At 54.8% G+C, this 22061-nt stretch carries 21 protein-coding genes; 6 read left to right on the top strand and 15 right to left on the bottom strand.

All coding sequences use genetic code 11. The features are described from left to right. Nucleotides 1–158 precede the first annotated feature (158 nt). The 4 genes from BMY44_RS05250 to hemB form a co-directional block, all read right to left on the bottom strand. Complete coding sequence (locus BMY44_RS05250; protein ID WP_089991130.1) at nt 159–755, bottom strand: nucleotidyltransferase family protein; 597 nt, start codon at nt 753–755, stop codon at nt 159–161. A 19-nt stretch (nt 756–774) separates the two neighbouring features. Further along, nucleotides 775–3183, bottom strand: a complete 2409-nt coding sequence (locus BMY44_RS05245) for a GcvT family protein (RefSeq protein WP_089991127.1) — start codon at nt 3181–3183, stop codon at nt 775–777. A 95-nt stretch (nt 3184–3278) separates the two neighbouring features. Beyond that, the gene (locus BMY44_RS05240; RefSeq protein ID WP_089991124.1) at nt 3279–3833 is read right to left on the bottom strand and encodes a lipid-binding SYLF domain-containing protein; all 555 of its coding nucleotides are present in this window, start codon (nt 3831–3833) and stop codon (nt 3279–3281) included. A 163-nt stretch (nt 3834–3996) separates the two neighbouring features. Then, nucleotides 3997–4995: a porphobilinogen synthase gene (gene hemB, locus BMY44_RS05235; RefSeq protein ID WP_089991121.1), complete on the bottom strand. Its 999-nt coding sequence runs from the start codon at nt 4993–4995 to the stop codon at nt 3997–3999. 126 nt (nt 4996–5121) lie between these two features. Here hemB and BMY44_RS05230 point away from each other — a divergent pair, with 126 nt between their 5' ends. Together BMY44_RS05230 and mfd are read left to right on the top strand one after the other, a co-directional pair. Continuing rightward, complete coding sequence (locus BMY44_RS05230; RefSeq protein WP_089991119.1) at nt 5122–5646, top strand: component of SufBCD complex; 525 nt, start codon at nt 5122–5124, stop codon at nt 5644–5646. Nucleotides 5647–5682: 36 nt separating this feature from the next. Further along, complete coding sequence (gene mfd, locus BMY44_RS05225; RefSeq protein WP_089991116.1) at nt 5683–9126, top strand: transcription-repair coupling factor; 3444 nt, start codon at nt 5683–5685, stop codon at nt 9124–9126. Here the strand turns inward: mfd and BMY44_RS05220 are convergent. Genes BMY44_RS05220 through BMY44_RS05205 form a run of 4 tightly spaced genes read right to left on the bottom strand, consistent with a single transcriptional unit; the run spans nt 9123 to nt 12733 of the window. Further along, the gene (locus BMY44_RS05220) at nt 9123–10331 is read right to left on the bottom strand and encodes a multidrug effflux MFS transporter (protein WP_089991113.1); all 1209 of its coding nucleotides are present in this window, start codon (nt 10329–10331) and stop codon (nt 9123–9125) included. The two genes, mfd and BMY44_RS05220, sit on opposite strands and share 4 nt — an antisense overlap. Further along, a complete protein-coding gene (locus tag BMY44_RS05215) occupies nt 10328–10648 on the bottom strand; it encodes a potassium channel family protein (protein ID WP_089991111.1) in 321 nt (106 codons plus the stop codon). Before BMY44_RS05215 ends, BMY44_RS05220 begins: the two co-directional genes overlap by 4 nt. Further along, the gene (locus BMY44_RS05210; RefSeq protein WP_089991109.1) at nt 10645–11289 is read right to left on the bottom strand and encodes a DsbA family oxidoreductase; all 645 of its coding nucleotides are present in this window, start codon (nt 11287–11289) and stop codon (nt 10645–10647) included. The genes BMY44_RS05215 and BMY44_RS05210 overlap by 4 nt, the downstream gene beginning before the upstream one ends. Further along, the gene (locus BMY44_RS05205; protein WP_089991106.1) at nt 11276–12733 is read right to left on the bottom strand and encodes a class I adenylate-forming enzyme family protein; all 1458 of its coding nucleotides are present in this window, start codon (nt 12731–12733) and stop codon (nt 11276–11278) included. The genes BMY44_RS05210 and BMY44_RS05205 overlap by 14 nt, the downstream gene beginning before the upstream one ends. Nucleotides 12734–12798: 65 nt before the next feature. On the opposite strand from BMY44_RS05205, the gene BMY44_RS05200 reads away from it, so the two are divergent. Beyond that, nucleotides 12799–13422, top strand: coding sequence for a helix-turn-helix domain-containing protein (locus tag BMY44_RS05200; RefSeq protein WP_089991103.1), 624 nt, complete (start codon nt 12799–12801; stop codon nt 13420–13422). On the opposite strand, the gene BMY44_RS05195 is transcribed toward BMY44_RS05200, so the two are convergent. The 3 genes from BMY44_RS05195 to BMY44_RS05185 form a co-directional block, all read right to left on the bottom strand. Next, entirely contained in the window at nt 13419–13766 is a 348-nt protein-coding gene (locus BMY44_RS05195) for a CsbD family protein (RefSeq protein WP_089991100.1), read from the bottom strand. The two genes, BMY44_RS05200 and BMY44_RS05195, sit on opposite strands and share 4 nt — an antisense overlap. Nucleotides 13767–13826: 60 nt before the next feature. Continuing rightward, nucleotides 13827–14474, bottom strand: coding sequence for an aquaporin (locus BMY44_RS05190; protein ID WP_089991097.1), 648 nt, complete (start codon nt 14472–14474; stop codon nt 13827–13829). A gap of 255 nt (nt 14475–14729) precedes the next feature. Continuing rightward, a complete protein-coding gene (locus BMY44_RS05185) occupies nt 14730–16487 on the bottom strand; it encodes an extracellular solute-binding protein (protein ID WP_423219745.1) in 1758 nt (585 codons plus the stop codon). Nucleotides 16488–16850: 363 nt separating this feature from the next. On the opposite strand from BMY44_RS05185, the gene BMY44_RS05180 reads away from it, so the two are divergent. From BMY44_RS05180 to BMY44_RS05170, 3 genes are read left to right on the top strand one after another with little or no spacing between them, the layout of a single operon-like run. Further along, complete coding sequence (locus tag BMY44_RS05180; RefSeq protein WP_089991093.1) at nt 16851–17624, top strand: 3-hydroxybutyrate dehydrogenase; 774 nt, start codon at nt 16851–16853, stop codon at nt 17622–17624. Further along, complete coding sequence (locus BMY44_RS05175) at nt 17621–17818, top strand: hypothetical protein (protein WP_089991090.1); 198 nt, start codon at nt 17621–17623, stop codon at nt 17816–17818. The genes BMY44_RS05180 and BMY44_RS05175 overlap by 4 nt, the downstream gene beginning before the upstream one ends. Continuing rightward, nucleotides 17806–18849: a patatin-like phospholipase family protein gene (locus BMY44_RS05170; protein WP_089991087.1), complete on the top strand. Its 1044-nt coding sequence runs from the start codon at nt 17806–17808 to the stop codon at nt 18847–18849. The genes BMY44_RS05175 and BMY44_RS05170 overlap by 13 nt, the downstream gene beginning before the upstream one ends. On the opposite strand, the gene BMY44_RS05165 is transcribed toward BMY44_RS05170, so the two are convergent. The 4 genes from BMY44_RS05165 to BMY44_RS05150 all read right to left on the bottom strand — a co-directional run bounded on the left by BMY44_RS05165 (nt 18842) and on the right by BMY44_RS05150 (nt 22038). Beyond that, nucleotides 18842–19441 carry a LysE/ArgO family amino acid transporter gene (locus tag BMY44_RS05165; RefSeq protein ID WP_089991084.1) on the bottom strand — a complete coding sequence of 200 codons (600 nt, stop codon included), beginning with the start codon at nt 19439–19441 and terminating at the stop codon, nt 18842–18844. The two genes, BMY44_RS05170 and BMY44_RS05165, sit on opposite strands and share 8 nt — an antisense overlap. A gap of 1 nt (nt 19442) precedes the next feature. After that, nucleotides 19443–20171, bottom strand: coding sequence for a DUF502 domain-containing protein (locus BMY44_RS05160; protein WP_089991081.1), 729 nt, complete (start codon nt 20169–20171; stop codon nt 19443–19445). Nucleotides 20172–20242: 71 nt separating this feature from the next. Then, nucleotides 20243–21157, bottom strand: coding sequence for a pseudouridine-5'-phosphate glycosidase (locus BMY44_RS05155; protein WP_089991078.1), 915 nt, complete (start codon nt 21155–21157; stop codon nt 20243–20245). Continuing rightward, nucleotides 21154–22038: a PfkB family carbohydrate kinase gene (locus tag BMY44_RS05150; RefSeq protein WP_089991075.1), complete on the bottom strand. Its 885-nt coding sequence runs from the start codon at nt 22036–22038 to the stop codon at nt 21154–21156. Before BMY44_RS05150 ends, BMY44_RS05155 begins: the two co-directional genes overlap by 4 nt. Nucleotides 22039–22061 lie beyond the last annotated feature (23 nt).

The raw sequence follows: 22061 nt of genomic DNA, 5'->3' as shown, positions 1-22061 counted from the left end.
GCGGCAGTTGTTCTGATTGTCCAACAAGCGGATATAAATCCTGCTTGTTTGTTGAAATACACGTATTTTCCAAGAAAGTGCTGCAATTAATAATCAGGCTCCGTTGACCTGACTTTGACAGGAAAAACCCACGCGGTACGTAGCCCCTAGTTACGCAGTCAACCGCGTCCTGTCGCTGCGCGCCACGCGGCCCAGTCCTCAGGTGTATCAAGGTCAAGCCGCGCGCGATTCCCCGGCAAGGGGACCAATGCGGTGCGTTCCTTGTGCGCTTTTACAATGGCCTGCGCACCGCAATCACCGCTCAACTGGGTGAATTCGGGGCGAAGCGAGGCATCGAACAAGATCGGATGACCAGGTTTCCCATCGACAGTAGCACCGCGCCAAATGAGGTTATCCGGTTGCGACGTACGTGCTGCGAATAGCGCTTCCATATCGCGAGTCTCGATTTCCGGCTGATCTGCCAGCAACAAGAGGAATGCATCGCATGGCGGAAGACGCCGGACGGCGCCGCGCAATGTGCCTGACATGCCTTCGACTGCGTCAGGGATATCATAACAGGCCGTCGGCAAGTCCCGCATCGCAGCATAACGTGGATGCTGTGGTCCCGGCATGGCCGTAAAAACCGGATGGCCCGTCGCAGCCGCGCGTGCGACAACATGCGCAAGCAAAGGCGCACCATCGATTTCTTGGAGCAATTTATCCGCGCCGCGCATGCGGGACGATTGTCCCGCGGCAAGAATGAGGATCGGGGTCATACGCCGACATTAGCAGCGCTTAGCTGCGCATGATATGCCCATCCGGATCAAATAGCGCGGACGTGAAAAGCGTTGCAGAACGACGGTTTCCAAGCAATTCAATCTCGACCTGCAAGCCCTCGTGTGCAAGATCACGCGGAACAAAGGCATAAGCGACGGATTTCTGGGCGAAATGAGAATAGCCGCCAGAAGTACAAAACCCGACAACTTCATCATTGATGAAAACCGGTTCATAACCAACAACATCCGCATCATCTGTATCAACGATGAAGGTCGCGAGCTTACGGGGTGGGGGCATTTTAAGTTGTGCCTCGGCAGCTGCACGTCCAATGAATTCAACGTCTTTGGAAAAAGCGATGAAACGGTCGAAGCCGGTTTCAGCGGCAGTGTAATCCGGCGAATACTCCGACAACCACGATCCAAACCCCTTGTCGAGCCGCAAGGACATCATTGCCCGCATCCCAAACGGGGTGATGCCGAATGCTTGTCCGGCCGTCCACAGACTTATCCACAGGCCTCGTTGGTCCATCGCATCACAGTAGATTTCATAGCCAACATCGCCAGTGTAACTGACCCGTTGCACAGTGCACGCAATCTGGCAAATCGTCATGCGGCGTACATCCATGAACCGTAAAGGCACTTCATCGTCCTTCTCAAGCGCCTCGAACAGGGTTTTTGCCTGCCGGCCAGCGATTTGAAATCCGGTTAAACGGTTGCTGATATTTTCCACACAAATATTGGGCTTCGCATGCTTTTCCAGCCACCGCATATGCACTGCCTGCGCTCCGTATGATGCGGTGAGTTGAAAGGTACTTGGGTCAAGACATGAAATCGTAAAATCCCCAAGCAACCGGCCTTTTGGCGACAACATCGGCGAGAGTGACATGCGACCGGGCTGGGGCAGGCGGCCCGCCATCAGACGGTCCAACCACGCGCGCGCCTCAAGCCCTGTAATGCGGTACTTGCCAAAGTTATGCACTTCGTTGATACCAACACCTTCCCTGACGGCGCGCACTTCGCGGCCGACAGCATTGAACGCATTTGATCTTCGGAAAGATGGCGTTTCGAACTTCGGTTCTGCGTTTTGCGCAAAGTAATTTGGGACCTCCAAACCATATTGATGGCCCCAGACCGCGCCAAGGTGCGAAAAGATATCATACATCGGCGTTGTGCGATGCGGACGGGCCGCGGGCAATTCTTCATTGGGATAGCTGATTGAAAACCGTCGCTGGTAATTCTCCACAACTTTTCGACGTGTATAACCCGAGGTAATCCAATCACCATATCGCGCGACGTCCATTGCCGTCACATCACGCTCGGTTTCCCCTTCAATCATCCACTGGGACAACATCAAACCAACGCCTCCGCCCTGACTGAAACCAGCCATTACGCCACACGCCGACCAGTAATTCCGCAGTCCCGGCACCGGACCAACGAGAGGATTGCCATCTGGCGCAAACGTGAAAGGGCCATGAATTACCGATTTCACCCCTGCGCGCTCAAGAACAGGGAACCGTTTAAATGCAAAACTGATCGAGTCCTCAATCTTGTCAAGGTTATCAGGCAATAGCTCATGCCCGAAATCCCAAGGCGTTCCTTGCACTGCCCAAGGCTTGCATGGCTGTTCGTAAAATCCGATGCACAATCCACGCCCTTCTTGGCGAAGATAGCTTTCGCCGGCCGGGTCCATAACGTGTGGGTGTTCCGTATCGCGATCGTAGATCTCTGGCGTGTCCTCGGTGACGATATATTGGTGCTCCATGGGGTGGAGCGGTGCATAGACACCAGCCATTGCGGCAACTTCCCGCGCCCAAAGTCCAGCGGCATTCACGACATGTTCGGCGTGGATCGTACCCTTGTTTGTCACAACCTCCCAGGACCCATCTGGACGAGGGTTGGTCTCTATTACTTTGGTATGAAGATGAATTTCAGCTCCGGCCATCCGCGCGGCCTTGGCGTATGCATGGGTTGTTCCTGACGGATCGAGATGCCCGTCAAGCGGGTCGTAAAGACCGCCGATAATTCCATCGATGTTTGTTACCGGTGCGATTTTTGCGATCTCTGCCGGTGTAACTATGCTCGTCTCAAGACCTATGTATCGATGCTTGGCCCGTTCAGCCACGAGCATGTCAAATCGGTCCTTATTGTCAGCCAATGTCACGCCGCCCACATGATGCAGACCGCATGACATGCCCGTGATCTCTTCCAGTTCGCGGTAAAGCTTGATGGTGTAGCCCTGAAGAGCAGCCATGTTCGTATCGCCGTTCAAGGTGTGAAATCCACCGGCGGCGTGCCAGGTCGAACCAGATGTTAGTTCAGCCCTTTCAAGCAGTAACACGTCTGACCAGCCTAGCTTCGTCAGATGAAACAGGACCGAACAACCAACAACACCACCGCCGATGACGACAACTCTGGTCGTAGTCTTCATATGACATCCCCCCGCAAGCCTTTCGCCAGAATGGCAGGGAAAAGGGCAATGGTACGACGGTTCACGACATCATGCGTCGCAAACCGTCATGTCGATCAGGGAATAATCCGTGTGTATTTGGTGCCCTCAAGCGTCGCCCCCACGCGCAGACCCGTTTGCGCAAAGACAACGGCAATTACCGGCGACAAGGACGTAATGGTTTCCGCACGCAGGACTTCCCCCTGATCAGAAACAGCATACTCAAGGTCTGCCCCCGCAGACCAACCGGGTGATGTGCGGAACTCAAGCAATGCTTCTTGGGTCATGAAGAACAAGACGTGACTGAACTGCTGAGCACCGATTTGCAAACCTGCGGAACCTGATGCCGCGCTGTAATAGTCGACCGTGCTTGCACCAATCTTTAGCGCGCCTGTGCCGAAAGAACCACCAAGCCCAAGTCCCACTTCTGTGATGAGGGGCATGATAAGCATGCCCGCCGCGCGGTTCTTGAGGTCTACGGTGCCAGGATAGCGTTCGTAGAGAAACTGCAGCGTTGAATCGACACGCGCATCGATTTCTGCCGCGCCGCGTCCGCCAATGCCGTTGCTACATGCAACCAGTGGCATGGATGCCGCGCCAAGAACGAGGTTTCGTCTGGTGAATACTGTCATTGTTCTGCCTATACTGCCGTGTGTCGGGCTTATGCCCTGTTTTGCCAATACAGTATGCTCTTTGAGGCAGGCTGTCACGCAGAACATGTTTTGGTGCGGAAAGCCGCGCAGATGAACACATCGTCGCTGCGCATTTGGCTGACTAAAGCTCAGCTTGGGAATATCAAGCTTGCAACAGCTTCGCTGCCGCTGGTGCAAAATACGTCAATATCCCATCACAACCGGCGCGTTTGAAACAGAGCAGGCTTTCAAGCATGACCTTGTCCTGGTCAAGCCAGCCATTCTGCGCAGCGGCCATCATCATCGCGTATTCTCCGCTGACCTGGTAAGCATAGGTCGGCACGCCAAAAGCGTCTTTGACCCGACGACAAATATCGAGATAGGGCATGCCCGGTTTGACCATCACCATATCTGCACCTTCCTGCAAATCCCGCTCGACCAGCCGCAAGGCTTCGTCCGAATTTCCGGGATCCATTTGGTAGGTTTTCTTGTCACCAGTCAGCGCTGAAGACGCGCCAACCGCGTCACGGAATGGGCCATAAAAGCTGGATGCGTATTTCGCTGTATAACTCAGTATTGCCACGTTCTGGTTGCCAGACGTTTCAAGGGCACTGCGGATTGCCCCAATGCGCCCGTCCATCATGTCAGAAGGGCCCAAAATATCCGCCCCGGCCTCTGCCTGCGCGATCGCCATCTTGACCAGCGCCTCAACAGTGCGGTCGTTCATGATCTCGCCACTTTCGACAAATCCGTCGTGCCCGTTGATGTTATAGGGATCAAGCGCGATGTCGGTCATGATCGCCATCTCAGGAACTGCGTCCTTGATCGCACGGATTGCCTGATTGCTAACGTTGTCGGGCGACCACGCCATCGCGCAATCTTCCGTGCGCTGTTCCATGCTGGTGTAGGGAAAGATGCAGATAGCAGGTATCCCAAGCGCGTGCGCTTCTTTCGCTGCCTTGACGACCCGATCGACTGTCTTGCGCGTAATACCCGGCATCGACGCAACAGGGGTTTCATCGTCCTTGCCTTGCATAACAAAGACCGGCCAGATCAGATCATCGGGCGTAAGCGTGTTCTGCCGGGCGAGGGCGCGGATGGCAGGGCTTTTGCGCATGCGGCGCAAACGGGTTGCAGGGTAGGGGGCAACAGTCGGTTTCATGCGCGATAGGGCCTTTCTGGTCACACACGTTTGGTCGCATGGATCGTCTGCCTTCACAAGTCTGGGCATCCGCGACTTTGAACGCTAGATAGCGAACGTCTGCCAACTGCAAAAGAGAACCCGTTCGTGGATTGGTCCCGCGCCCTTTTTCAAGTCATCGATCTGCGCTCGTTTTCATCCCTGTGGTACTGGATGGCGGTTGCAGTCGTATGGTCCTCGGTAAGCCACTATGTGCTTGGCGTGCCTTATGACATGATCCAGCGCGCGCGGCGGCATGGTGGGCAGGCCGAGCAGGATCTGCATGACATGGTTCGAGTTTGTGTGAATCGATTGCTGCATATCAGTCAGGCGGCAGGCATCATCATCATCGCATTGCTGTGCTTCGTTCTGTCGTCGTTGGCAGCAATGGGGTTTTGGTATGACGCGGAACTGGCGCAAGCGATCTTCCTTCTTGCGTTTCCGATGTCGATCGTCGGAGCGGTATCACTCGCGACTGCCCGGAAAATCGCCGAGACCCAGCCACAGGGCGAAGCACTTTATGCCGCGCTCAACAAACACAGGCTAATTACGCAGGCCATCGGAATGGTCGCGATTTTCCTGACCGCGATGTATGGAATGTACCAGAACCTCGACGTTGTGCGCGGCCTATAGGTTGACACCGTCACACATCGGGGTAGGTCACGGCGCATGTCCAAACACGTAACTGTCGCGGGTGCGCCCGAAGGCTTTGATGCCAAGCTGATCCTGCAGGAAATTAACAAGTCCGGTCGGTCAGTCTTGCACGTCGCACGCGATGACAAACGGCTTGCCGCGATGCAGGCAGCGCTTGCGTTCTTTGCGCCTGACATGCCGGTGTTCTCTTTTCCAAGTTGGGATTGCCTGCCCTACGACAGGGTTTCTCCCAATGCTGACGTGTCGGCGGCGCGGATGGCAACATTAGCCGCTTTGGTTCACAGTATGCCAGAGCGATATGTCGTCCTCACGACGTTGAACGCCGCGACACAGCGCGTTCCACCACGATCTCTCCTGAAAGAAGCCGCCTTCAAAGCCACAGTCGGACACCGCATCGATGAAAATGCGTTACGTGCGTTTTTGGTGCGCATGGGGTTTACTCAAAGTCCGACGGTGGTCGAGGCAGGAGACTATGCCATCCGCGGTGGCATCATCGATATTTTTCCGCCGGGGCAGGACGGACCGATCCGGCTCGACCTCTTCGGCGACACGCTCGACGGGGCGCGCCGCTTTGATCCTGTCTCGCAGCGGACAACTGAGAAACTCACTGAAATCGAACTGGCACCTGTGTCCGAGGTCATTCTGGATGAAAACGCAATTACCCGGTTCCGCCAAAACTACCGGATCGCGTTCGGAGCCGCTGGCACTGATGATCCGCTTTACGAAGCGGTCAGTGCAGGGCGCAAGCACGCAGGTGTCGAACACTGGCTAGGCTTCTTTCAGGACGATCTGGAGACTCTGTTCGATTATTTACCGGACCACACGATCACTCTTGACGATCAGACAACTCCGGCACGGCTATCCCGCTGGGACAGCATCAAGGATCAATATGAAACCCGGATGCATGCGCTCAAACAGAAAGACCGCATGGATACGGTTTACAAACCGGCGTCTCCTGATTTGCTTTATCTCGACGATGCGGCTTGGGAGGTCGCTGTTGCAGGCCACCGCGTCATGCACTTTTCGCCAAATGCGCAAGCCACCGGCGTCGGTGTCATTGATGCGGGCGCGCGGTTAGGTCGGAATTTCGCACCCGAGCGCCAACAGGAATCAATCAGCCTTTTCGGAAGCCTTGTCAGCCACATACAGACCAAACTCGAAGTTGGACCTGTCATCATCGCGTCGTACTCTGAAGGCGCACGGGAACGTCTGACGGGCTTGATCGAAGATGAGGGGATCAGCGAAGTTATCCCCGTCACCGATTTCTCCCGCGTTGGGACTTCGGGTGTCCATCTTGCCGTCTGGGCCCTTGACGCCGGATTCGAGGCGGATGGCCTCACAGTCATCTCAGAGCAGGATGTCCTTGGTGACCGCCTGATCCGCCAAACAAAGCGCAAGCGCCGGGCCGAAAATTTTCTGACGGAAGCCAACAGCCTGTCACCCGGCGATCTGGTCGTCCATGTAGATCATGGGGTCGGCCGCTTCACGGGGATGGAAGTCGTCACCGCACTGGGCGCGGCACACGAGTGCCTACTTCTCGAATATGCAGAGGGATCGAAACTCTATCTTCCGGTCGAGAATATCGAACTTTTGTCCAAGTTCGGGCACGAAACCGGACTTCTCGACAAGCTCGGTGGTGGGGCGTGGCAGGCTAAAAAGGCGAAGCTGAAAGAGCGCATTCGCCAGATCGCGGAGCGATTGATCCGGGTGGCGGCTGAACGCGAGCTCCGAACGGCACCTGCCCTTGATCCGCCGGACGGACTTTGGGATCAATTCCTCGCTCGCTTTCCCTATGCGGAAACGGACGACCAACTTCAAGCGATCGAAGATGTCTTGGAAGATCTTGCTTCGGGTAAACCGATGGACCGGCTCATTTGTGGCGACGTCGGTTTCGGAAAAACCGAGGTCGCAATCCGCGCCGCCTTTGTGGCGGCATTATCCGGAGTTCAGGTTGCGATAATCGCCCCCACGACGTTGCTTGCCCGCCAGCACTACAAATCATTCGCGGAGCGCTTTCGTGGCTTTCCGGTCAATGTCCGCCCACTGTCACGTTTTGTTAGCGCGAAAGAAGCGACCTTGACCAGAGACGGAATTACCAAGGGCACCGTCGATATCGTCGTCGGTACACATGCGCTGCTTGCGAAGGGCGTACGTTTCAAAAACCTCGGTCTCTTGGTGATCGACGAGGAACAGAAATTCGGCGTTCAGCATAAGGAACGTCTCAAGCAATTACGCACAGATGTGCATGTCCTCACATTAACTGCGACACCAATCCCACGAACACTGCAGCTCTCGCTTTCGGGTGTGCGCGATCTGTCGATCATTGGCACACCACCGATCGACCGGCTCGCGATCCGCACTTACGTCAGTGAATTTGACACCATTACCGTCCGCGAGGCATTGCTGCGGGAACACTTCCGTGGCGGTCAATCGTTTGTGGTCGTCCCGCGTATTTCAGATATGCCGGAAATGGAAGAATGGATTAAGGACAACGTTCCAGAAGTCACCTACATCACCGCGACAGGCCAGATGGCAGCAGGTGAGCTTGATGATCGCATGAATGCCTTCTACGACGGCAAATATGACGTTCTTGTTGCCACGACAATTGTAGAAAGTGGTCTGGATATCCCGACGGCAAACACGATGATCGTTTGGCGCGCTGACATGTTCGGCCTATCGCAACTCTACCAGATCAGGGGACGGGTCGGCCGGTCTAAAACCCGCGCGTACGCGTATCTAACGACGAAACCACGCCAGAAACTGACCGACACCGCACAAAAACGTCTGCGTGTTCTCGGATCTATTGACAGCCTTGGGGCAGGGTTCACGCTTGCTTCGCAAGACCTCGACATTCGCGGGGCGGGAAACCTCTTGGGCGAAGAACAATCCGGCCAGATGCGCGAAGTCGGCTATGAACTTTATCAACAAATGCTCGAAGACCAGATCGCAGCAATTCGGTCGGGTCAAGCCGAAGGCATTATCGACGATGGACAATGGGCGCCACAAATCAATCTTGGTGTACCGGTTCTCATCCCCGAGGAATATGTGCCGGACTTGGATGTGCGCCTTGGTCTTTACCGGCGTCTATCAGAACTGACAACGAAGGTTGAACTAGAAGGCTTTGCTGCCGAATTGATCGATCGCTTCGGAAAACTCCCGAAAGAGGTCAACACACTCATGTTGGTCGTACGGATCAAGGCCATGTGCAAGAAGGCAGGAATCGCGAAACTTGACGCCGGTCCAAAGGGCGCGACGATCCAGTTCCACAACGACAAATTTGCCTCGCCCAAAGGTTTGGTCGAATTCGTTCATGCGCAAAATGGTCAGGCCAAGGTCAAGGACAACAAGATCGTCGTGCGGCGTGACTGGACCAAAGAACGCGACAAAATTCAGGGTGCATTTAATATCGCGCGGGATCTGGCGCAAAAACTCGCGGACGAACGAAAAGCGACAAACTAAATGTCGCTCGGCCGCCGAATTTTTGTGGTCAGCCATAACGCAAGAATGCAGCAAATAAGCGCGACCACCGCCATTGGCAGCGGCGTCCCATCAAACATCAGTCCTGCCGGAATCGCGATGATGACTGCGCCGACCGTGGCGAATGACGCTAAAACTGACGCAGCAAGCCCTGCGATGTGACCCATTTCCTCCATCCCAAGCGCATTGAGGTTGCCAATACACAAGCCTGCCTGAAAGAAGTTGCCTGTGACCCAAAACACATACATTCCGAACGCAAGCCAGTAAGGGGCTGGTGACATCGCCACAAGGATTAGGGCAATCGTCAAGCCAATCTGGATCACGAACATCGCCTTGATGATCGCACGCATCCCATAGATTCCGACGATCTGCGAATTGAGCAGACTAGACGAGGCCGCGACTATCGCGATGCCACCGAACCAGAGGTGAAACGCGTCGCCCTGACCAAAAGTGACGTCGAATACCTGCTGTGTCGACGACAGAACAGTGAAAAGCATGCCGAAGGTCAGGGTCTGGATGAAGATCGACAGTCGCGCGGTGTGGTGGGTAAACATCTCGACAACCGCGGCCGCAAGCGCACTAACAGACAAGGGACGGCGATCTTCAATAGCCAGCGTTTCGGGTTGACGCACAAGCAACCAAACCGAAACTGCAACCGAAAACACCATGAAAGAAACAAAAATTGCACGCCAGCCATAGCCTGCTATGATGTAATAACCCATCGTCGGGGCAAGCGCAGGCACGAGTGAAAAGATAATCATCGTGAATGAGAGAATCCGCGCCATCGATGGTCCGGCATAAAGATCGCGGATCATTGCCATGGCGACAACTCTTGGCCCCGCCGCACCAACACCTTGAAGTACACGCGCAGCCAACATGATTTCGAGCGATTGTGCCTTCCACGCCAGCGCGCTGGCCCCGATATAGATGACGGCACCGCCAATCATGACCGGTCGCCTGCCGAAGGCATCGGAAAGAGGCCCTGTGAAAAAAGTGCCAAGTCCCATGCCCAGAACGAAGCTGGTCAGAATGAGCTGCGCCTTGTTCAAATCATTAGGTGACAGTTCAGACCCGATTTCCGGCAGTGCGGGCAGCATTGAGTCGATTGAAAAAGCAACTGTCGCCGCAACCATGGCCATCAGCGCAATGAATTCACCTTGCGATAGACGCTTTGTCGGACGGTTCATTCAGAACCATCCTGATCCTTACGCTGGTCGCGTCTTTGGCGGCGCATCTCACTGCGTCGGTGAACAGTAAAGTGGCTCAGTTGCTGGATCGCGGCGGCGAAGATGCCAAGCCCAACGAAGATGAGAACTGTCGTTCCGATCTTGCCGGCAGCGGTGACAGGCACAACATTACCGTAGCCGACAGTCGAAATTGTAACGACAGTAAAGAAATAGGCGTCCAGCCAGGACCAGCCTTCGACATAGCGGAAATAGATCGTCCCAATCGCAATCACCGTAAACAGTGTCGAAAACAGAATGCCGATGGTATCGCGGTTCATTCGGACGCTGCCAGTTGCTCCTGAATGTCGCCGATCACTTTCAGCCACATCTCTGGCGGTTGCGCACCCGGAACAGCATGCTGGTTGGCCACCACGAATGTCGGTACAGATTGAACGCCCATTTCGCGACTGTGCGCATCACGCTTACGTATATCTTCAATGTCGCTGTCCGTATCCAGCAACCGCTTGACCATCGATGCGTCCATTTCCGCGGTGTCGGCGATATCTGCAAGAACTTCTGCATCGCCGATGTCACGACCTTCAACAAAATATGCCTTGAACAGCAAATCGACGACAAAGCTTTGACGCTGCTCGATCCCGGCCCAATGGATCAGACGATGGGCATCAATTGTGTTCGGCGTACGGGTCATCTTTTCAAGATTGATTATCAATCCGGCCTGTTCAGCGTGGGAAACAACGGGCGCATAGGCTTTTGCAGCCCCCTCTTTGCCGCCGAATTTCCCCTCAAGGTATGCGCGACGGTCCATGCCTTCAGCCGGCATATCCGGGTTGAGTTGGAAAGGATGCCATTCGATTGTGAAGGGATGATCTGGAAACTGCGTCAGCGCTTTGTCCAGATTGGCCTTCCCGATATAGCACCACGGGCAAATCGGGTCTGAAATGATATCAAGTTTTACCATGCGTGGCCTCCCAAGCGGTGCGAAGTTGTCGTCGTAGCAGCTTATTATTCGCCCCACGTGGTAGGGACTGAACCGGCACAAACACCCGGGGTATCTTGTAAGCTGCAAGTTGGGCTGACAAATCGCCCCTGAGTGCTTCTTCGTCTATCATGTCAGCGCCAGAGTAAAAGGCCGCAATGACAGAAACGTCCGGTTTCACCTGCACAGCCGCGCAGGCCCATTCTTGCGCCGGTGAACAAAGATGCAGGGCATTTTCGACTTCTACCGGACTGACACGAAGACCGCCTGCGTTCATCAAATCATCGGATCGCCCTTCGTACCGGACCGCCCCGTCCGGCGTCATGGCCCCGATGTCGCCGGTCAGGAACCATTCATCATTGAACCGCGCAGCAGTTGCAGCGGAGCCATCAAGATAGCCGAGCATCAGACCAGGATCCGTGCGATGAATTGCGATGGTACCATCTCCATCCAACTTCACTTTGCGACCGGGTTGCGGATATCCCAAGGTACCGACAGGTGCTGGACGGGCAGGTGAGCCCGAAATAAATGTCGAACATTCTGACATGCCATAGGCTTCGTATATCGCGGTTCCGGTTCTTGCCAACCAATCTTCGCGCGTGATGTCTGGCAGCTTTTCCCCCGCCGACAGTCCGTGACGCAGACAGGGCGTCGCGGGAAAGTCCGACTTGAGCATTTTGCGGTAAACGCCTGGCGCTGCTGCAAAAATTGTTGCGCTATGTTGCGCCAAAAGTCTTGGGAGCATATCCGAGCCCGTATCGCAAGCCGGAATGAGAGAGGTCGCACCTATCGTCCATGGGTCAATCAATCCCGTTCCCATTGTGTAGGTCCAGTTGAACGCACCAGCATGTAACAAGCGATCATCTGGGCGCAACCCGTACCACCCGTCGAACATCATCTGCCGGGCCAGCACAGCGCGATGCGCATGTACCACGGCACGGGGTATTCCGCCGGTACCTGACGTGAATACGATATACGCGGGGCGTTCCGGATCACCAAAGTCAAATTTCGCCGCAGGCCGAGCTTGCATCGCCTCAATATCCGACGCCAGCAGAACAGGACCATCGGACACAGGCAGGTTTCGACTTGCAACTGTAAGTGCGGGCGCGATGACACTGGCAATCTTCTCCACTTCAGCCTGTACCAGCTGGGGCGAGGTCGGGACGGGGACCAGCCCCACGCTGATTGCGGCCAGATAACAGATTGGAAAAAGCGGCGTGTTCGACAGGCGCAATAAAACGCGATCACCTGGAACGATGCCTTGGTCTAATAGCCCGGTCGCAACTCCGCGGATGGATCGTTCAAGTTCAGCAAAAGTAAGCGAATTCGGCTCAACACCGACAACTTCGAGGGCAAGCTTGTCTGGTGTCGCTCGTCCAGCGCGCAGCACGTAGTCGGCCATATTGAAGTGTTTCGATCTATCCATTTGCAAACGGCTATCCATGACACCTGCCAGTTGCAAGACGTACGGGAGTGTCGATATAGAACCGCATGACCAATACTGACCCGAAATCACTTATTCGCATTGCCCGCGAAAACGGCGCAGCCGAGACAGCAGAGCCTCTTGATCTTGGGGCGCGGGTCAGAGAGCTGCGCAAGGCGCGGAATTGGACGCTGGAACAGGCGGCCAAACAAGCGGGACTTGCACGCTCGACACTTTCCAAAATCGAAAACGGACAGATGTCACCGACATATGAAGCATTGAAAAAGCTGGCAGTAGGTTTGGAAATCTCGGTGCCTCAGCTCTTCACGGCACCATCTAAGGGGCAGGTAAATGGCCGCATGACCGTGACGCGCCGTGATGAAGCGACCCGTAAGATCACGACGACCTATGAACACGACCTACTAGCTGAAACTCTGAAGCAAAAGAAGATGTTGCCTTATCGAGCCCGTGTACGTGCCCGGACGATGGATGATTTCGACGGCTGGGTTCGGCATGACGGCGAGGAATTCCTGTATGTCCTGACAGGCGAAATTTGCCTCTACACAGAGTTCTATGAACCAGTGCAGATGAAACGCGGTGACAGCGCCTACTACGACGCTGCCATGGGACACAATGTGGTGTCCATCTCAGCAGAGGATGCGACCATCCTCTGGGTGACGTCTTTGATTTAGGCGGCCCGACCTACCGGATTTTCAGCCTTGCCATCGTCTCCAAACTTCTTGTCATCTGAAAGAGCATCTTCACCAACGGCCATCTCCTGCGCCGAGTTGCTGATCTGCTCGTTATCACGCGTGCTGTCCATGACAGCATCAGCTGGTTCCGCGCCCATCATCCAATCGGCGAGTTCCATTTGTGCTGTCACGGTATCCATGCCCGTCCGCGTCTTGAGGTAATCGACAAACTTGTCTTGATCTCCGTCGATCGACAAAAGCGTATTTTCTTCAAGTTCCGGCCATTTTGTCATCAGGCGAGGGGCAAACGCGGGCCAATTCTGCGCAATATTCTTCCACTGCATAGTAGATTCCTTTCTTGGTGAGTCTTGCGAAAGGAACCGCGTGAACCGTCAAATGTTCCGCTAGTCGTCAAAGAGTCGTGGCAGGACAATCGCAGCGATGCCGACTGCCACGACCTGCATGAGGATAAACATCGGTGCATTGGCGGGCGCAATTCCCGCGAAAGTATCACTAAACGTGCGGGCAATTGTGACGGCTGGATTCGCGAAACTGGTGGAAGACGTGAACCAGTACGCACCAGTGATATAAAGCGCCACCAGCGTGGGTACGGCTTCGGGGCGATGCCGAATTCCACCAAAAATGACAAACAGCAGTCCGAATGTCGCCAGACACTCACTAAACCACTGTGATAGACCGGTGCGGGCCCTGGTCGAGAACTGAATGACATCTAAATCAAACATCACGTGTGCGGCCCATACACCCAGTATTCCAGCCGTCAACTGAACCGCAACGTATGACATGGCCGCCTTCGGCGTAATTTCCTTGCGCATATAAAATGCGAGTGTGACCGCTGGATTGAAGTGGGCACCAGATATGGGACCAAGTGTCGTGATGATCACATACAGGATGCAACCCGTCGCGATAGCATTTGCAAGAAGTGCGATCGCAACATTCCCGCCTGACAACATTTCTCCCATGATGCCGGACGCAACGACGCCGATCAGTAAAAACGCGGTCCCAATACCTTCGGCAAGCAGTTTACGTTGCAAAGCGAATCTCGGAATTTTCGGACATATGAAACATCGCTGCGATCTATCTTAACGAAGTAACAGGTGTGTAACGGATCAAAGAACCAGATCGGCGGCACCAAGAACAACTTGTCCACCAGTTACAGCCGCGTTGCCCGCAATACGTGCGGGCGCGCACGCCGCCAAAGACAAGCAGACAACTATCAAGACCGCTATTTTCATATCGTACACCCGATAACCCCGGCACAGATCTGCGCCGGAGCCATCCTTAACGGTTTATTCTTCATACCACCAGACGTCGGGTTGCCATCCGGGCCAATCGCCCATCACGGGCAGGGTTTCGGGGTATTTCAGCTCCTTGGCATGAGCCAATCGACTGATATTCCACTGATAAATTGGGATTACGTATCGACCAGAGGTCAAGATGCGATCAAGCGCCTTGATCGCAGCGACGAAATCATCCTGACTTTCCGACGTCAGCATCCTGCCGATCATTTCGTCCACCGCGGCGGACTGAACGCCCATTAAATTGCGTGTTCCTGGTTCATTGGCAAACTCGCTGCCGTAGTATGCGTATTGTTCGTTGCCCGGTGACAAGGACAAACCACGCCGATAGTAGGTCATATCAAAGTCAAAAGCGTCCGTGGCTTCTTTGTACTGCGCATTGTCGACGGTCCTGATCGTCGGCGTCACGCCGATACGTTCCAGCGACTGCGTAAACATGTCGATAATGGCAGCGTTCTCTGAACTACCAACCTCCAACAGGATGTCGAAGGTGAAAGGATTACCTTTGGCATCGGCCATCACACCATCCTGAATGGTCCAACCCGCGGCCTCCATCTGGTCCAGCGCTGCAGCCGTACCTGCACGATTGCGCTCCGTGCCATCACTTACCGGTAAGGCGTATCCGTCTAGCGCACCGGGAAGCAGCTCATCCGCGAATGGCTCAAGAAACTCGCGCACACGACCTTCTGCAGGGCCGTCCGACATTCCGAGCGGGGAATTTGACCAGTAAGACGTAATGCGTGGCTGGGCACTGCCAGTCATTGCTTCGTTGACAAACTCGAAGTTGAATACGTGCATCATGGCGTCGCGGACTCGCCAATCGTCAAATTGGGGACTGCGCGTATTCATCACGAATCCGGTCATCCCTGACGGTCGCTGGTGGGGCAGAACAGACAAGACGTAGTCGCCGTTGTTCACGCGTTCAAAATCGTACTGCGATTCCCATTTCGCGACATTGAACTCACGGTTGGAATTGACTTCGCCAACTTTGAAAGCCTCGAAAGCAGCAGTCTCATCGCCGAAAAATTCAAGCCGGATCTCATCCAGATTGCCAACACCACGCATAAAAGGAATATCGTCGCCCCAATAGTCTGGGTTTCGACGCAACGTGATGAAACGACCGGCTTCAAAGTCATCAATTACGTATTCACCGGACGTGATCGGAACGATGCTTGTGCCACTTTCCGTAAAATCAACGCCTTCCCATTGGGCCTTTTTCAGGATGGGTCGCATCCCCGCAAGCAGTGCGAGTTCGCGGTTATCCGTGCTGAATTCAAAACGCACTTTGTTGTCGCCAACAGCCGTCATGCTTCCGACCTGGTCCCAGAAAGACCGATACCGACCATGACCTTCAGTGCCGAGTGTTTCGAATGACCACATCACGTCTTCAATCGTGACAGGCGACCCGTCAGAGAATGTCGCGGCAGGATTCAGTGTGAATTCAACCCATTCGCGATTCGGGCCGGTCTCGATTGATTCGGCAAGAACACCGTAAAGCGTGAATGGTTCGTCCAAAGAACGGCCCATCAGACTTTCGCCGATCAGGTAGCGCAACTGCCAAGGAACCGTACCTTTTTGAATGTAAGGATGGAGGCTGTCGTATGCACCAACTTCAGCGGTCACAATTTTGCCACCTTTGGGCGCATCAGGGTTCGCATAAGGCAGGGACACAAAATCCGGTGGCAAGGCCGGCTCTCCATACATAGCTATGCCATGTTGCGGCTCCGCAATGACGATGCTGCTGCTCATCCAAAGGGCGACAAACGCCCCAGCTGCGGGGAAAAACACTGGTTTCATATTGGCGACAATCCCTCTTATCCCTGTGTGTGTTGGGGCAGAGCGTAAAGAGGGTTTCCTGACTTATCAAACTTTTAGCTTGGACTCGCGCAAGTCATTGCTTATAAAGGGGTCACTGCTCGATAGGTTTCTTGCCTGTATGAAACCTGCCTCAATAACTTTACGCCCGCTTCGTGCGGGCGTTTTTTTTGCGGTAACGGCTTTTGCAGCTTCTGCCACATTTCGGACACAATCGCATTCACAAAGCCTTCACTGGTTATTCTGCAGTTGCAGCATTACGGTATGCAAATCGTATCAGGCTTAAGGACAATACACATGACACTCGCAGGAAAGACAGCAGTCATTACCGGGTCAAATTCTGGGATCGGACTGGGAGTCGCGCGCGAACTGGCCAAAGCTGGCGCAAATATCGTGCTGAACTCCTACACCGATCACAAACAAGATCACGCGCTGGCCGAGGAGATTGCGACCAACTTCAATGTCGATGCAAAGTATGTCGCAGCCGATATGTCCAAGGCTGATGATTGCCGACGTTTGATCGAAGAAGCCGGCCGCTGTGATATCCTTGTGAACAACGCAGGTATACAGCATGTCGCGCCCATTCAGGATTTCCCGCCCGAGAAATGGGATGCCATTATTGCAGTCAACCTGTCATCCGCGTTTCACACCACCGCAGCGGCGGTGGAAGGAATGCGCGCGAACGGTTGGGGCAGGATCGTCAACATTGCGTCGGCGCATGGCCTGACCGCATCGCCCTATAAGTCGGCCTATGTCGCAGCCAAACACGGGATTGTCGGGCTTTCCAAAACCGTAGCACTGGAAACGGCACGTGACCCGATCACTTGCAATGCTGTGTGCCCTGGGTACGTACTGACACCATTGGTCGAGGCTCAGATCCCCGACACAATGAAAGAATACAACATGTCACGTGAGGACGTCATCAAAAACGTCATGCTCGAGCGTCAGCCGTCAAAGGAGTTTGCAACGACCGAAGAACTTGGTGGCACTGTTGTGTTCCTCTGCTCCGATGCGGCCAATCAGATCACTGGTACGACGATCAGCGTAGATGGCGGATGGACAGCGCTATGAGCGATGCCAAATCAGGCAGGTGCCATTTTGAGTATCCTTTCCGGGACGGGTCGATGTTCAACTGCATCAACCTCACCGGTCCAGACATCAAAGAACTAAAACGATCGCGTGAGGGCAATTCGACCGCAAATCTCGAGGGAATGACGATTGACGGAGACATCGTGACAGAGATGTTGTCAAAATGGGAAAACTAACCAAATCTATCAACCTTGCATTGCAAGGGGGTGGCGCACACGGCGCCTATACTTGGGGGGTGCTTGAAACGATCCTTGCTGATGAGGATATCGATATCGCCGCAATCTCGGGCACCTCGGCGGGGGCATTGAATGCTGCGGCGATCAAAGCCGGAATGTTGGAAGATGGGCGGCAGGGTGCAATTGATAACCTCACCTGGCTTTGGGAACAGGTCGGCGCGATTACGACACCCGGCATCAGCGAATGGCTTTCCTCACTCGCTCCATCAGCCCATTTCTGGGCTAAGGCTATGGAATACTCACCCGCCTATATGGCATTCGACGTCGCGTCGCGGATGAGTTCACCTTATGTGTGGGGGTCGTTTTCGGAAAACCCTCTGCGGTCGATCGTAACGCAATTCCACTACGAAAAGGTCTGCGCGTCAGGCGGTCCTGACATCCATATCTGTGCCACGAATGTGCGCACCGGGAAAATCCGTGTTTTTGCAGGCGACGAGATCAGTGCCGAGGCCATCATGGCATCAGCGTGCTTGCCGACACTCTTTAAGGCCGTTGAATTTACCGACCCGAGAACCGGAGAGACTGAGGCTTTCTGGGATGGCGGCTACACGGGCAATCCCGCATTATTTCCTCTGTTCGAAGACAAATATCCGGACGACATTCTGATAGTGAATATCAACCCGCTGCACCGCGATGACATCCCGACTGACAGCCAACGGATTGCGAACCGGATCAACGAGATCAGCTTCAATTCCTCGTTGTTCCGCGAACTTCGTGCCATCGAATTCGTCAAACGATTGCTGCGCGACAAGAAATTGAAACCTGGATCGATGAAAGATGTTCTTGTCCACATGATCGCAGATGATGGTCTGATGAACGAACTAAATGTGGCAACGAAAACAGTGCCCACACCCGTCGTCCTTGCGCGTTTGCGCGAAGCTGGTCAGGCCTCAGCAAAAGCATTTTTACACGCGCACAAACAGGACCTGAACGTCAACAGCACGATCAACCTGACGGACATGTTCAGCTGATCAACTTCAGCGCAAGCGCCCACATGACCAGACCGATAATCACATCCAGCGCGCGCCATGCGCGGGCTGATTGCATGATCGGTGCCAGCAGCCGTGCGCCATAACCAAGACTGAAAAAGAAAACAAAGGACGACGTGACAGCACCCGCTCCAAAAACGTAACGGGCAGGGGGCGCATAGTCAGTCGAAATGGCACCGATAAGACCCAGTGTATCCAGATACACATGCGGATTTAACCAGGTGAATGCAGCAGCGGTGGCGAGGGTCGGCCAAAGCGCAGCGGTCCTGCCAGCCAGTTGCATATCGTAATTGCCCTGCCACGCAGCCCAAAGTCGCAAAGCGCCATAAGCGATCAGGAAAGCGGCACCACCATAGGTCATGACTGCCGGCAAAGACGGAAAGGCATCCACAATCGCCCCGAATCCCAACACACCGACCGTTATCAGAAGCGCATCTGACGTCGCACAGAGCAGACAAAGCCAGAAAACATGCGATTTCGCCAAACCTTGTCTGATGACGAAAGCGTTTTGCGCTCCGATCGCCAAGATCAACGCAAAACCCGTCGCGAAGCCGGTCACAAATGCCGACGTCACCTCAAATGACTTTCGGCTCTTGAGTAGGGTCCTTGCCATTCGGATAAACAAGCCCTGCTGAGATGACGAGCTTTGCGGCGTCTTCTACAGACATGTCCAACTCGATCACGTCCGCCCGGGGTAGAAACAGCAGAAAACCGGACGTAGGGTTTGGCGTTGTCGGCAGAAACACGGTGATCATTTCATCCGCAGCGGGCAGCTTGCTTTTGACTTCACCTTTTGCCGTGGTGGAAATAAACGCAATCGCCCAAATGCCCTTGCGCGGATACTCGATCAGGCATGCTTGGTCGAATGACGTGTCGCGCTGCGAAAAAACCGTTTCCGCGATCTGCTTTACGCCGTTGTAGATCGATCGCACCACAGGCATCCGGTCGACAAGTCGCTCGGCCCATCTCAGAAATGAACGCCCCAACAGGCCCTTGCCAATCCAGCCGACAAGGACGGTAAAGACCAAAAAGATAACAACGCCGATACCGCGCACATTGACACTGATCCGTTCGCCATTTTCAGGGCCAAAGTAACGATTGACGAGTTCTTCGGGCTGATAGGCATCCGGAACGAATGGCCATACCCAACTGTCAATCCAACCAACAACCGTCCAGATCAAATAAAGCGTCAGTCCGATCGGCGCGATGATAATCAACCCCGCAAGAAAGTTGCTGCGTAGGCGCGCGATCAACCCGGGTTTTTTTGGCGGGTGATGCGGGTCAGGATTTAGGTTGGGCGCCATAATACTTCCGGAACAGAACTTCTTGTCACACTTAGGGCTAACTTGGGGGTGTCACAAGCACGGCCAGGAAATCAGACGGATAATTCGCGCAGTTCCTTTGCAATACTGGCCGCAAGCCGCGCATTGTTGCGCACCAATGCAATATTCGCGACAAGTGATTTGCCGTTGGTGAGTTCGAAAATGCGCCCAAGCAGAAACGGTGTAACGTCTTTGGCCTTGATGTCTGCAGCCTCCGCCTCGGCGATCGCTTTTGCAATGACAGGTGCAAGGTCACCCGAAGGAATTTCCGCATCATGCGGAATGGGATTGCAGACAATCTGGCCACCCGCGATGCCCATCTCAGCCCGCAAATGATGGGCTTTGGCAATGTCCGCGGCATGATCCATACGAAGCGGCGCTGGAAGTTCGGAGGTCGACGACCAAAATGCGGGCAGGACATCTTGCCCATAGGCAATAACAGGAACGCCAAGGGTTTCAAGCACTTCAAAGGTTTTGTTCAGATCGAGTATCGCTTTGGCACCGGCTGCAACGACCGTGACTCGGGTTTGCGCCAATTCATGGAGATCCGCGGAGATGTCAAAGCTGACCTCTGCACCCTTGTGCACCCCCCCGATGCCACCGGTCGCGAAGACCTCAATCCCCGCGAGCCGCGCGGCAATCATGGTCGCCGCAACAGTTGTGGCCCCTGTTCCGCCAGTCGCCATGCAAGCGGCAAAGTCGGCACGGCTCAGTTTCGCGACATTCTTCGCGCGACCAAGCGCGTCCAGTGCCGCATCTTCCAGACCGACATGCAACGTGCCGTTCAGAACTGCCATTGTCGCCGGAACTGCGTCAGCCGCGCGAATGTCGCTTTCAACCTGGCGCGCTGTTTCGACATTCTGCGGATAGGGCATACCGTGGGTAATAATCGTACTTTCAAGCGCAACAAGCGGTTTGCCCTCACGCTCTGCGTCTTTCACTTCGGCGCTTTCAAGAATCGGGATCATCTTGGGTTTTCTCCTGAAACATAAGTGGCTGCGGCCCGAAGCGCGCGCTCCAAAGCAGCGCGTCTGTCCATGCCCTGCGCCTCGGACACGATATGTGCCGCCATAAAGGTATCACCGGCGCCTGTCACCCGCGTGACCAGCACTGCAGGTGGTGTCAGGGTCAGAACGTCCAGTCCCGTAGCCTCAGATGCATCTTTTCCACCATCCGTGACAAGGACCCGACGCGCACCGCGGTTGATCAGTGCACGTGCCGCATCAGCGGAACTTGCGAACTCTGTCTGACACAACAATCCTGCCTCTTCTAAATTGACATAAATCGTTGCTGAAGAATGCTCCAGAAGCGTCAGTAATCGCTCTGCTTTTCCAGGTGATGCAGGCGCCACGCGCAAATCCGCCGCGGCGAAAAGAGCTGAGGATGCAATCCCCTGCAACAGCTCGACAGTCAGGTTCCCATCCAGAGCGACAAAGCCCTCAAAAGGCTTGATTTCGCTTCCAAGCGCCCCGTTCGATAACGGGCGCAGGATCTTGTTGCCAGCAGCTTCCAGCGAATGGGCGTCGGCGATGGCGGCGATCAGCCCGTTCGCGGCTTCGACGGCCATATATACATCTGTCGGCAAGTCGTCGGAGCGATAGATATGATCGCAGATCATGCCCATCCGTTTGGCCTCCGCGACAAGTTCATCGCCTTCGGCATCCCGTCCGATTGCGGTCAGCAACGTGGGTGTCATGCCGAAGCGGCGCAGTGTCATCGCGATGTTCATCGCGACTCCGCCGGGCAGGCGGGTTATGCGACCGGGCACATCAGATCCAACCCGCATATGACTTGATGCGCGCCCAATTACGTCCCACAGGACCGATCCAATACAAAGAATATCTGTCATCGCACCGTTCTAGGCCATGGCGG

Origin of the sequence: Cognatiyoonia koreensis, assembly GCF_900109295.1 — a bacterium.
GTDB lineage: Bacteria > Pseudomonadota > Alphaproteobacteria > Rhodobacterales > Rhodobacteraceae > Cognatiyoonia > Cognatiyoonia koreensis.
This window is presented reverse-complemented; position numbering and strand designations above follow the sequence as displayed.